The organism is Thermus brevis, assembly GCF_026427635.1.
Taxonomy (GTDB): Bacteria; Deinococcota; Deinococci; order Deinococcales; family Thermaceae; genus Thermus; species Thermus antranikianii.
This window is the reverse complement of sequence record NZ_CP102606.1, coordinates 130,626-141,540: the sequence shown is the minus strand read 5'-3', so window position 1 is coordinate 141,540 and position 10,915 is coordinate 130,626. Positions and strand designations below refer to the sequence as shown.

General features: G+C 65.9%; 15 protein-coding genes and 1 pseudogene. 11 read left to right on the top strand and 5 right to left on the bottom strand.

Annotation, left to right across the window (positions count from 1 at the left end):
- Nucleotides 1–696 (bottom strand): phosphoribosylaminoimidazolesuccinocarboxamide synthase, encoded by a 696-nt coding sequence (gene purC / locus KQ693_RS00795; protein ID WP_126248892.1) that lies wholly within the window; start codon nucleotides 694–696, stop codon nucleotides 1–3.
- 73 nt (nucleotides 697–769) lie between these two features.
- Here purC and KQ693_RS00790 point away from each other — a divergent pair, with 73 nt between their 5' ends.
- Nucleotides 770–1,333, top strand: coding sequence for a Uma2 family endonuclease (locus tag KQ693_RS00790; protein WP_267261631.1), 564 nt, complete (start codon nucleotides 770–772; stop codon nucleotides 1,331–1,333).
- 11 nt (nucleotides 1,334–1,344) lie between these two features.
- Here KQ693_RS00790 and purB read toward each other — a convergent pair whose 3' ends face one another.
- The 3 genes and pseudogenes from purB to KQ693_RS00775 form a co-directional block, all read right to left on the bottom strand.
- Nucleotides 1,345–2,655, bottom strand: coding sequence for an adenylosuccinate lyase (purB, locus tag KQ693_RS00785; protein ID WP_267261630.1), 1,311 nt, complete (start codon nucleotides 2,653–2,655; stop codon nucleotides 1,345–1,347).
- 12 nt (nucleotides 2,656–2,667) lie between these two features.
- A pseudogene (locus tag KQ693_RS00780) lies at nucleotides 2,668–3,242 on the bottom strand (intradiol ring-cleavage dioxygenase).
- The gene (locus tag KQ693_RS00775) at nucleotides 3,239–3,799 is read right to left on the bottom strand and encodes a YceI family protein (protein WP_267261629.1); all 561 of its coding nucleotides are present in this window, start codon (nucleotides 3,797–3,799) and stop codon (nucleotides 3,239–3,241) included. Before KQ693_RS00775 ends, KQ693_RS00780 begins: the two are co-directional and overlap by 4 nt.
- An 84-nt stretch (nucleotides 3,800–3,883) precedes the next feature.
- Here KQ693_RS00775 and KQ693_RS00770 point away from each other — a divergent pair, with 84 nt between their 5' ends.
- The 10 genes from KQ693_RS00770 to KQ693_RS00725 all read left to right on the top strand — a co-directional run bounded on the left by KQ693_RS00770 (nucleotide 3,884) and on the right by KQ693_RS00725 (nucleotide 9,501).
- Nucleotides 3,884–4,543, top strand: a complete 660-nt coding sequence (locus tag KQ693_RS00770) for an HAD family hydrolase (protein WP_038070405.1) — start codon at nucleotides 3,884–3,886, stop codon at nucleotides 4,541–4,543.
- On the top strand, nucleotides 4,540–4,905 hold the full coding sequence (locus KQ693_RS00765) for a carboxymuconolactone decarboxylase family protein (RefSeq protein WP_028493502.1): 366 nt from the start codon (nucleotides 4,540–4,542) through the stop codon (nucleotides 4,903–4,905). Before KQ693_RS00770 ends, KQ693_RS00765 begins: the two co-directional genes overlap by 4 nt.
- Nucleotides 4,877–5,551 carry a uroporphyrinogen-III synthase gene (locus KQ693_RS00760; RefSeq protein ID WP_267261628.1) on the top strand — a complete coding sequence of 225 codons (675 nt, stop codon included), beginning with the start codon at nucleotides 4,877–4,879 and terminating at the stop codon, nucleotides 5,549–5,551. Before KQ693_RS00765 ends, KQ693_RS00760 begins: the two co-directional genes overlap by 29 nt.
- A 72-nt stretch (nucleotides 5,552–5,623) precedes the next feature.
- Nucleotides 5,624–6,802, top strand: coding sequence for a glutamyl-tRNA reductase (hemA, locus tag KQ693_RS00755; RefSeq protein WP_267261627.1), 1,179 nt, complete (start codon nucleotides 5,624–5,626; stop codon nucleotides 6,800–6,802).
- A complete protein-coding gene (ccsA, locus tag KQ693_RS00750; RefSeq protein ID WP_015718036.1) occupies nucleotides 6,799–7,551 on the top strand; it encodes a cytochrome c biogenesis protein CcsA in 753 nt (250 codons plus the stop codon). The genes hemA and ccsA overlap by 4 nt, the downstream gene beginning before the upstream one ends.
- A gap of 66 nt (nucleotides 7,552–7,617) precedes the next feature.
- Entirely contained in the window at nucleotides 7,618–7,815 is a 198-nt protein-coding gene (locus tag KQ693_RS00745; RefSeq protein ID WP_219759665.1) for a hypothetical protein, read from the top strand.
- A complete protein-coding gene (locus KQ693_RS00740; RefSeq protein ID WP_267261626.1) occupies nucleotides 7,805–8,494 on the top strand; it encodes an SHOCT-like domain-containing protein in 690 nt (229 codons plus the stop codon). The genes KQ693_RS00745 and KQ693_RS00740 overlap by 11 nt, the downstream gene beginning before the upstream one ends.
- A 1-nt stretch (nucleotide 8,495) precedes the next feature.
- On the top strand, nucleotides 8,496–8,867 hold the full coding sequence (locus KQ693_RS00735; protein ID WP_054392177.1) for an SHOCT-like domain-containing protein: 372 nt from the start codon (nucleotides 8,496–8,498) through the stop codon (nucleotides 8,865–8,867).
- On the top strand, nucleotides 8,864–9,136 hold the full coding sequence (locus tag KQ693_RS00730) for a hypothetical protein (protein ID WP_267261625.1): 273 nt from the start codon (nucleotides 8,864–8,866) through the stop codon (nucleotides 9,134–9,136). Before KQ693_RS00735 ends, KQ693_RS00730 begins: the two co-directional genes overlap by 4 nt.
- Nucleotides 9,130–9,501 (top strand): DUF2089 domain-containing protein, encoded by a 372-nt coding sequence (locus tag KQ693_RS00725; RefSeq protein WP_015718031.1) that lies wholly within the window; start codon nucleotides 9,130–9,132, stop codon nucleotides 9,499–9,501. Before KQ693_RS00730 ends, KQ693_RS00725 begins: the two co-directional genes overlap by 7 nt.
- On the opposite strand, the gene KQ693_RS00720 is transcribed toward KQ693_RS00725, so the two are convergent.
- Nucleotides 9,455–10,861 carry a sensor histidine kinase gene (locus KQ693_RS00720; protein WP_219759662.1) on the bottom strand — a complete coding sequence of 469 codons (1,407 nt, stop codon included), beginning with the start codon at nucleotides 10,859–10,861 and terminating at the stop codon, nucleotides 9,455–9,457. The genes KQ693_RS00725 and KQ693_RS00720 overlap by 47 nt on opposite strands.
- Nucleotides 10,862–10,915 lie beyond the last annotated feature (54 nt).

Here is a 10,915-nt window from a genome sequence, read left to right as displayed (position 1 = left end):
CTACCCCCTTAGAACCCGCCGGAGGACCTCCTGGTAGGCTTCCTCCACACCTCCCAGGTCCTTGCGGAAGCGGTCCTTGTCCATGGGCTCTCCCGTCTTTTGGTCCCAAAGGCGCATGGTGTCGGGGGAGATCTCGTCGGCGAGAAGGATCTCCCCGTTCCTTTTGCCGAACTCCAGCTTGAAGTCGATGAGGTCCAGCCCCCTTTGGGCGAAGAAATCCCGCAATAGCTCCCCTACCTTCAGGGTGGTGGCCTTCACCCGGGAAAGCTCCTCCTCCGTGGCCAGGCCCAGGGCCAAAATGGCCTCGGGGCAGATCAAGGGGTCGCCCAGAGGGTCGCTTTTAAGGGAGTACTCCACCAAGGGAGCCCTTAGGGGGGTGCCCTCCTTCACCCCGTAGCGCTTGGCGAAGCTCCCCGCTGCTTTGAAGCGGAGGATGACCTCCAGGGGGAGGATCTCCACCCGTAGGACCCGCATCTCCCGGTCGGAGAGCTCCTCGAGGAAATGGGTTCTCACCCCGTGGGCTTCCAGGTAGCGGAAGAGGGTTGCCGAAACCTTGTTGTTGACCACTCCCTTCCCGGGGATGAGGCCCCGCTTCTGCGCGTTGAAGGCCGTAGCCTCGTCCTTAAAGTAAACCCTGAGGGTGTCGGGCCCTTCCGGGTAAAGGATTTTCGCCTTGCCCTCGTAAAGCTTTTCCATGTGCCTCCGCTTCGGGACCTTGGTCCCCTCCAGCCTTCATTTTAAGCCCGGAGGGTGCCACAATGAGGAAGGTATGGCCCTATCCCTGGACCTTCTGCGCCCCATCGGGGAAAGGGAGCTTTGGCTGCTTTCGGAGCGCAATCCCGGCTACCAGTTTGAGCGGTCGCCGGAGGGGAGGCTTTGGGTGAGTCCCACAGGAGGGCAAAGTGGTCGGCGGAGCCTCCAGCTGGCGTATCAGCTGGCCCGCTGGAACGAGGAAAGGGGTCTGGGGGTGGTCTTTGACGCCTCCACGGGGTTCAAGTTGCCGGGCGGGGCCATCCTGTCCCCGGATGCTTCTTGGGTGGAAAAAAAGCGGTGGGAGGCTCTGTCGGAGGAGGAGAAGGAAGGGTTTCCTCCTTTGGTCCCGGACGTGGTCTTTGAGGTGCGCTCCTCCTCGCAAGGGGTAGAGGAGCTCAGGGCCAAGATGGCCCTTTACCTTAGGGAGGGAGCGCGCCTGGGGGTGCTGGTGGACCCTTATACCCGGACCGTGGAGGTGTACAGGCCGGGAAAGGAGCCGGAGCGCTTTGAGGGTGTGGACACCCTTTCCCTGGAACCGGAACTCCCGGGCTTCGCCCTCCAGCTGGCCCCTTTGTGGTAACGGTTTTCCCCTCAAAGCCCAAAGCGGGCGTAGATGGCGTCCACGTGCTTTAGGAAGGGCGCAGGGTCAAAGAGGGCCCTAAGCCTTTCCCCCTTGAGGGGGTTTTCCGGGTCCTCTTCCAAAAGCTGGGCGAAGCTAAGGCCCTCCTCCCAGCTTCTTAGAGCGTTGCGTTGCACGATGGCGTAGGCCCTGTCCCGGGGAAGGCCCTGGGCGATGAGGGCGTTCAGCACCTGCTGGGAGTAGACCAGGCCCCGGGTGAGGTCCAGGTTTTTCTGAAGATTTTCCTCATAGATCACCAGGCCTCCCAGGATGCCCTTTAACCGCCTTAGGGCGTAGTGGCTGGCGGTGGTGGCGTCGGGGAGGATCACCCGTTCCACGGAGGAATGGGAGATGTCCCTTTCGTGCCACAGGGCGATGTTTTCCAGGGAGGGGCCCAGGTATCCCCGAAGGAGCCTGGCCATCCCGGTGAGGTTTTCCAAACCCACGGGGTTTTTCTTGTGGGGCATGCTGGAACTTCCCGTCTGGCCTTCCCGGAAAGGCTCCTGGGCTTCCAGTACCTCTGTGCGCTGGAGGTGGCGAAGCTCCACCGCCACCCGCTCCAGGTTCCCCCCCAGGATGGCCAGGGCGGCCAGCACCTCCGCGTGCCGGTCCCGGGGCACCACCTGGGTGGAGAGGGGTTCTGGACTAAGGCCAAGCCGCCGGGCCACGTGGGCCTCCACCTCCGGGGGGATGTGGGCGTAGTTCCCCACCGAGCCCGAGAGCATGGCCACCCCGATGGTCTTCTGGGCGCGCTCAAGCCGTTCCCTGTCCCGCTGAAAGGCGGCGTAAAAGCTCAGGAAGCGGAGGCCGAAGCTGGTGGGCTCGGCGTGGACCCCGTGGGTGCGGGCGATGGCCGGGGTGTGCTTGTAGCGGAGGGCCAGGCGCTTGAGCTCCTCCTGGACCCCGGATAGCTCCTCGAGGATCAGGTCCAAGGCCCTCACCAAAAGGGCGTTTTGCGCGGTGTCCACGATGTCCGAGCTGGTGAGGCCCAGGTGCAGGTAGCGCCCCACCTCCTCGTCCCCGGTCCACTCCACCAGGGCCCGGGTGAAGGCCACCAGGTCGTGGCGGGTGACCTCCTCCAGCTCCGCCACCCTCTGGGCGAAGCGGGCGTCCAGGGGATGCTCCTTGAGGTGCGCAAGAAGCCTTTGGGAAAGCCCTTTGGGCACCTGGCCCAGGGCCTCCCAGGCCTCGAGGGCATAGGCCTCCACCAACGCCCACATGCGGTAGCGGTTTTCCTCCGACCATAGCTCGGCCAGCTCCGGGGTCTGGTAACGGGGGACCATGCTTTAAGGGTACTAAAAGGGCAGGGTAAGGACGAAGCTTCCCCCATAACCCTCTCCTTCGGGCTTCAGGGCCAGGAGGAGGTCGGCCCGGAAGATCATGTCCTGGCGGTTGCCGATCCGGGGCATCCCCCTTTCCGCGTAGGGGGGTTGGGCGTAGACCTGGCGCTGGACTTCCTCGGGGAAGAAAAGCTGGGTGGCGAAGCTTCTGCCTCCCGCCTCCACCCGGAGGTGCAGGTGGGGGGTGCGGCTTGGGTACCAGCCGGGAAAGAGGGTGAGAAACTCCACCTGGCCCTGGTTGTCCGTGGGCTGCCAGCCCCGGCAGAAGACCCCGGGGGCGTTCACCCCCGAGTAGCGCCCCAGGGCATCCGTGTGCCAGAGGTCCACCCGCACGCCCCCAAGGGGCTGGCAGGTGTGGTCCTGCACCCGGAGGGTAAGCCGAAGGGGGATTCCGGGAAGCCCTTCCCTCAGGTCCCTCCGCCGGGGTACCTCCCTAAGGTAGTAGGGCCCTTCCGTGAGGGCCGGGGTGGGCGGGCACTGGGCCCGCGCCAGAGGGAGAGGAAAAATCCTAACAGGGTGCGCCGTTTCATTTTCGCCTCAGGCTGAGGTCCACCTCCAGCCGGATGCGGTTTTCCACGCTGAGGAGGATGGGCACCCGGGGCTGGGTGAGCTGGAACCGTTCAAAGGGGAACTCGGTCTTAAGCCGAACCCTCACTTCTTCCCCCGCAAACTCCGCCTCCCCCTCCCACACCACCTCCTGGGTCACGTCCCGGATGGTGAGGTCCCCCACCACCTGCACGGGGAACCTGCCCCTTTGGGGCAGGGGGCTGGGAAGGCCCTTCACCTCCTTGGGCCGGAAGGTGGCGGTGGGGAAGCGGTCCGTTTGCAAGGTGTTTTGCCTGAGGTAGTTATCCCGCCGCTGCTGGTCGCTTCGGAGTTCCCTCAGGTCCACCACGAACTCCCCCGTGGCCCTGGTGCCCTGGAGGGCCACCTGCCCCTTCACCGCCTGGGTGGTGCCCACGGCATCGGCGATGCCCACCTGCACTAGCTGTTCCCGCACCCGGTAGCGGGCTTCCCCGGAAACCACCTCAAAGCTTTGGGCCAGGCTGGGAACCAGCAATACCAGGGTCCATACCAGCCATCGCATGCCTTACCACCTCCTGTTGCTATAAAAACCATAGCAGGTGGAGGTTAGACACCCGTTAGAGAAGCCAGGGTATACACTGGGTTCATGACCCGGGCGGTGCTCTTTGATGTGGGCAACACCCTGATCCTGGCAAGCCCCCGGTTTTGGCTCCTGCCTTTTTTGGAGGAACGGGGCCTTAAGCCCAGGAGGGATCCCAAGGCGGCGGCCTTGGCGGCTTTTCGCTTCTATGAGGACCATCATCTAGAGGCCCGGGATCTGGAAACCGCCTTGGGGCTTTGGCGGGAGTTCCACCGGAGGCTCTTTACGGGGATGGGCCTCGAGGAGCACGCCGAGGCCCTGAGCCGGGAGCTGGTGGAAAACTGGAGGAACCCCCGGTTCTGGCCCGTGGTGCCCGGGGCCGAGGCCACCTTACAGGCCCTGAAGGAGCGGGGCTATGCCCTGGCGGTGGTGTCCAACTGGGATGCCACCTTGCCGGAGATCCTGGAGGTGGTGGGCTTAAGGCCCTACTTCCAGCACCTTTCGGTGAGCGCCCTTTCCGGGGTGGCCAAGCCCGACCCCAGGCTTTTCCAGGAGGCCCTCGAGGCCTTGGGCGTGGCTCCCGAGGAGGCGGTGCACGTGGGGGATTCGGAGGCCGATTGGGTCGGGGCCAAGGGGGCTGGGGTTAAACCCCTCCTCTTTGACCCCCTGGGGGAGAACCCCCAGGCCCTCCACCGGCTGGAGGGGGTGTTAGACTACCTGCCATGAGCGTGCGGCAGGCCATCTGGGGGGAGAAGCAAGGGGCCATTGAGGCAAGTCTGAAGGAGGTGGACGAGGATCTTTTCCGCTACATCCGGGACTTCGCCTACGAGGAGGTCCTGGCCCGGCCGGGGCTGGACCTAAAAACCCGGGAACTCCTGGCCATCACCGCCCTGATCGCCCTGGGTAGCCCTAAGGAGCTGGCCACCCATCTGGAGGGGGCTTTACGGGTAGGCGCCACCGAGGAGGAGGTACGGGAAACCATCCTGCAGTCTGCTCTTTTCCTGGGCTTCCCCCGGGCCTTGGCCGCCATGAAGCTCTTTCACAAGGTCCTTAAAGGCCGTGGTCCTGCTCACCCGCGGGAAGGATAAGGGGCTATTGGACCGGCTCCGCGCCTTGGGGATTGAGGCGGCGGAGGTGGCCCTTTTGGAGCAGGTGGACCTGCCGGGCCTCGAGGTCCTTCCCGGAAGACTCCTCCAGGCGGACTGGGTGGCGGTCACCTCCAAAGAGGGGGCTAAGAGGCTCCTTTGGGCCTGGGAAAAGGCGGAAAGGCCCCTTCTCAAGGTGGCGGCGGTGGGGGAAGGGACGGGGGAGGTGCTGCGCCAGGGGGGGCTATCCCCTGCCTTCGTCCCTCCCCGGGCCACGGCCAAGGACCTGGCGGCGGCCTTTCCCCCAGCCCAAAGGGTGCTCTTCGTGGCGGGGGATCTGGCGGGGAAGGATTTGGAGGAAGGCCTCGGGGCCCGGGGGGTGGCGGTGGAGCGATTGGAGGTGTACGCTACCCGGGAGAGGGAGCTTTCCCCTGAGGAGCTGGCGCTTTTGGAAAGGGCCCAGGTGGTGGCCTTCTTCAGCCCAAGCGCCGCCAGGGCCTACGCCCTAAAGACCCCTAGGAGGCCCAAGGCGGCCTGCATCGGCCCCAGCACGGCGGAAGAGGCCGGGCGGCTGGGCTTTGCCGTGTGGGAGGCGGCGGAGCCGGGCCTAGAAGGGCTTTTCCAGGCCATACTTCGGGCGCTCTCATAGGGCTTCGGTTAAGGGTTAGCCCCTAAGGGGGATTCTTGTCCCTACCCGGGTGGCGTATACTGTCTAAAGACTATGGCCCTGCCCCTTTACCTGGTGGGCCTTTCCCACAAGACCGCCCCCGTGGAGGTGCGGGAGCGGGCGGCCCTGGACCCAGCGGTGGCCCTGCCGGCGGCCCTGCGCACCCTGGGCAGGGCGGTGGTGCTTTCCACCTGCAACCGCACGGAAATCTACGGGGTGGGAAGCCCCAAGGAGGCCAAAGCCCTCCTCCTTGCGCGGGGGGTGGAGGCCCACCACCTTTACCAGAAGGAGGGAATAGAGGCCCTGCGGCATCTCTTCCGGGTGGCGGCGGGCCTGGACTCCTTGGTGATGGGAGAGGCGCAGATCCTGGGGCAGGTGCGGGAGGCCCTCTTCCTGGCCCGGAAATATGGGGCCACGGAAAGCCTATTGGAGAAGGCCTTCCAGTCCGCCATCGCCCTGGGCAAGCGGGCCCGGAGCGAAACCGGCATCGGGGCGGGAGCGGTGAGCGTGGCCTACGCGGCCTTGGACCTGGCCCTGGCGGTGTACGGGGACCTCACGGGCCTTGCCGTGGCGGTTTTGGGGGCGGGGGAGATGGCGGAGCTCTTTCTTACCCACCTGAAGGCCCAGGGAGTGGGCCGGGTTTTGGTGGTGAACCGCACGGTGGAGAGGGCCAGGGCCCTGGCGGAGCGGTTTGGAGGGGAAGCCTATGGCCTCGAGGCTCTTCCCCAGGTCCTGCGCCAGGCGGACCTGGTGGTGGCTTCCGCCGCCAGCCCCCATTACCTGGTGCGCCCGGAGGACCTGCCGAGGCGGTCCAAGCCCCTTTTCCTCATCGACATCGCCCTGCCCCGGAACATCGACCCCCGGGTGGGCCGCCTGCCCCAGGCCTACCTGTACAACCTGGACGACCTGAAGCGGGTGGTGGAGAAGAACCTAAAGGCCCGCCAGGGCGAGGTGCCCAAGGTGGAGGCCCTCATAGAGGGAGCCATCGGGGATTACCTGGAGTGGTATGCGGGCCACCGGGTGCGGGAGGCCATACGGGCCCTGAAGGGCCTGGCCTATAAGGAGGTGGTGCGGGAGTACCCGGAGGCCGATCCCCTTACCTGGCACAAGGAGGCGGGGCGCAGGGCCCACCCCTGGATTCAGGCCGTAAAGGCCCGGACCCAGGAGTTCCTCCAGGGTCCTCCCTGCCCTGGGGAGTGCCCGCTTCTGGTCTTCCGTCCCCCACGGCTATGACCGCGGTTTCCCTGCTGGCCCTGGTGGGGGTTCTCCTCCTGGCCGTGGGGTTGTTCTGGCCTCGAGGGCTTTTCCTGGGGGCCTTTCTGTACCTGGGGGCCGCCTTGGCTGATGCCTTTGCCAAGGGGTTTTTCTCAGGTCCGGCCCAGCCCGCCTTGGTCCTGGGGGGGCTCTTGGCCTTACGGGGGGAGAGTTTGTTGCTTCGGCCAAGGCTTACCCCTCTCCGCCGCTACTTGGTTCTCCTGGCCATGCTCCTTGGCCTCTTTGCCCTCAAGGCCCTGCCCCATCCGGGGGGAAGCCTGCCCCTCCTCCTTACCCTGGTGCACGCCGGGGCCTTCCTGGTGGCCTACCTGGCCCTGGCGGTGGGGGTGGGGGCAGGGGTGATGTGCGCCATGCAGGACCTGCGCCTGCGGTCGGTGCCGGAAAAGGCCCTGCTTTCCGCCCCCCTTTGGAGCCTGAGGCGGCTGGAGCAGGGCTACCTTCGGGTGGGGTACCTGGCCACCACCTTGGGCCTGACCAGCGGCATGGCCTGGGCCTGGGGGTATTTCGGTAGCCCTTTGGCCCTGGATCCCAAGGAGATCTCCGTGCTCCTGGGCTGGCTGGGCCTCACCCTTTACTTCCTCCTCGAGGAGAGGCTTCAGGGCTACCCGCGCATGGCCCTGCTCCTGCTGGCCTATGCCCTTTTGCTGTTCGCCTTCATCGGCGCCCCTTTCCTGGGTTCCCGCCATCCTTCGGGCCTGGGGTTTTAGATATAGAAATTGTAACTTGACAGATTTGGAACAAGCGGTTTATAATCCTTCACAAGGAGGTGAAGGATGTGGAGCCCATGGTGGGACCCGGGGGCGGGGAAGAGGAGGCACGAGGAGCTCCTTTTGGAGGCGGAGCGGGAGAGGCTCCTTAAGCCCCTTCGTTCTCCCTGGCGTCTGAGGCTAGCCCGGGTTCTTTTGCGGTGGGCCCAGAGGCTTGCCCCTGAGGCTCCGGCGGAGCTTGGGGAGGTTTCCTATGGGGGATAAGCGGCGCATTTTGGAGATGGTAAGGGAAGGGGTCCTTACCCCGGAGGAGGCCCTGGAGCTTCTTTCCGTGCTGGAGGAAAGGGAGTTGGCTGGAGGGGAAAGGCCTCCTGTGGAGGCTTCCCAGGTTTTCGCCCCCCAGGGGTTTCGGGTTCAGGTGCAGGCTTTCGGGGCCAGCCTCGAAGTGGTGGGGGTGGCAGGGTTGGAGGGGCTGGAGGCGGAGGGTGTAGGGGTAACCCAGGAGGGCGGGATCCCGGTCTATCGGGTTTCCCTGGGCGAGGGGAGGCTTAGGGTTCCCGAGGGGGCCGAGGTTTTGCTTTTGGCCAAGGGAAGCCACGTGGAGCTTGCCGGGGTGGTCCTCAAGGGCCGGGCCCTAGGGGCCAACCTGGAAGGGGATGGGCTTTTGGGCCTGGACCTGGCCCTCTCGGGAGGCAACCTGGAAGCAGGCCTTTTCCTTCGGGATGGAGAGCACCGCCTGGAGGTGCGGGCGGGCAACGCCGAGCTCCGGTTTTTGCCGGGTTCGGACCTGGAGGTGGAGGCCCAGGTGCGCCTGGGGGGCCTCGAGGTGGCGGGACCTTGGCGGCAGGTAGCTACCCCTGGCGGGCGGGGCTGGTCCCTGGGAGAGGGGAAGGCCAAGCTCAGGGCCAGGGTGGCCATGGGGAATCTGGAACTGGAGGCATAAGATGGAGGAAAAACGGCGTATTCTGGAGATGGTGCGTTCCGGCGAGATTGGGGTAGAGGAGGCCCTGGCCCTGCTTCAGGCGGTGGAGGAACCCAGGCCCCGGGCGCAGATTCCTGCCAGGCTCCTCAGGGTGCGGATCCAGGCCCACGACAAGGGGAAGCCGGTTCGGGTCCACGTGAACCTTCCCCTGGCCTTGGCGGAGCTTCTGGAGAAGTTCCTGCCCGAAGAGGCCAAGCTCACCCTGGAGGACCGGGGGGTGCATTTGAAGGACCTCTTGCGCCTGGTGCGGGAGGGGGTGCCCGAGGGGAAACTGGTGGAGATCGAGGCGGAGGAGGAGGGCAATCCGGTGCAGGTGCTGGTGGAGGTGGTGTGAGGCCAGCTTGGCCCCCTTTGCGCCCCAGGTTCCTCTACCTTCGGGTGCGGGGGCCTTTCCCCCTGCCCCTGGTCCTCCCCCTTCCCCTTTGCGCCCTGGAGTGGGGTTTGCTCCTCGCCCTCTGGGTGTGGAAGACCCGGGCCCTTTTCCGGGGAGGAGCGCCTATTCCCTTGCCTCTCGGTGCCCTTTGGACCTTTAGGGTGTTGCCGCCTTTAACCCTGCTGGAGGTGGAGGCGGAGGAAGTAGAGATCAAGGTGGGGCTATGGTGATGAAACCCGTTCCCGTGCGGTGCCCGGCCTGCGAGGCTCCTTTGGCGGTGAAGGCCCTCTTTTGCCCCTCTTGCGGCACCGAGGTGCACGGCCGCTTCCAGCTGAACGAGTTCGCCCTCCTTTCCAAGGAGCACCTGGACTTCCTCCGGCTTTTCGTGAAGGCCCGGGGCAACCTGAAGGAGGTGGAGAGGATCCTAGGGGTTTCCTACCCCACGGTGCGGGCGCGGCTGGACGCTCTCCTCAAGGCCCTGGGCTACGAGGCCGCAGAGGAAGGGGAAGACAGGCTTGAGGTGTTGGAGGCCTTGCGCCGGGGGGAGATCAGCGTGGAGGAGGCGGTGGCGCGGCTGAAGGAAGGGAGAAGCTGAAGGCCGTTCCCTTGCCCACCTCGCTTTCCACCCAGATCTCCCCCCCGTGGGCCTCGAGGATGGCCTTCACGATGGCGAGGCCCAGCCCCGACCCCCCCCGCTCCCGGTCCCGGGCCTTGTCCACCCGGTAGAAGCGCTCGAAAAGGTGGGGAAGGTGCTCCTTGGGGATGCCTTCCCCGTCGTCTTCCACCCGCACCACCACCTTCTCCCCCAGGTCAAAGGCCCTGAGCCAGATGTGCCGGGCCCCCGCTTTGATGGCGTTGGAGAGGAGGTTGGCCAGGACCTGGTGGAGCCGATCCGGGTCGCCTTGCACCCAAAGCTCCGGGGAGGCCTCCACCTCAATCTCCCCCTCAAAGCTCTTGGCGAACTCCTCCTTCACCTCCTCCAGGAGGTCTTGGATGCGGACAGGGGCCGGTTCCATGCGCCAGGAACCGGTTTGGGAGAGCTCCAGAAGGTCCGACACCAGCTTCCCCATGCGCTCCGCTTCCCGCTTCACCACCTCGAGGCTCTCCCGCTGGGCCTCGGTGAGGGGAGTGCGGCGCAGCAGGAAGCCCACGTGGCCCAGAATGGCGGTGATGGGGGTTCTGAGCTCGTGGGAGGCATCCTGGAGGAAGCGGGTCTGGGCCAGAAAGGCCTGCTGCATCCGGGAAAGCATGCCGTTTAAGGCCCGCACCAGGGTGGCCACCTCGTCCCGCCCCTCGGGTTCGGGCAGGGGTTCGGGGCGGGTGGTGATGGCCTCGGCCCGCCGGGCCACCCATTCCAGGGGTTCCAGGGCCCGGGCCACCAGGTTCCTGGCCAGGAGGATGGAGAGGAGGAGCACGAGAAGCGCCGTACCCGCATAGATGCGGGCGAACTGGGAGAGGGTGCTCTCCAGGTTCTCCACGGGCTTCCCCACCAAGAGGGCTCCCTGCCACACGGTTCCCCCCAGGTTGACCTCCACCCGGCGGGCGTAGACCAGAAGCTTTAAGGGGGGTCCTTCCCGCGGCAGCTCGGCGTAGGCCCAGGCCTCGCCCCGCTCCAGAAGGGTACGGTAGTCCGCCTCCTTTAGGAGAAGGCGCTGGCTTCCTAAGGCGGGGCTTTTCTGCAGGCTGATCCCCCCTTCCCGGGCCAGAAGGGCGGGGTTTTCCTCGGGAAGAAGCTGGAGCTCCGCATAGAGGCTTGCGGGAAGCCCGGCCTCCAGGAGGGCCTGGCCGCCCAGGTTCAGGAGGCGGACCACCTGGTTGCTGGCCTCCAGAAGCTCCTGGCGCAGGGAGCGGTAGAGGAAGCCCCGCAAGAGGCCTTCCAGGGCCAGCCCCAGCACCAAAAGGGTTACCAGGAGGAGGCCTGCGGTGAGGAGGGTGATGCGGGAGCGCAGGGTCATACCGCCCTGCCCTGGCTTTGGGACCCCGGCGAGGAGGCCCTTAGGGCTGCTTCA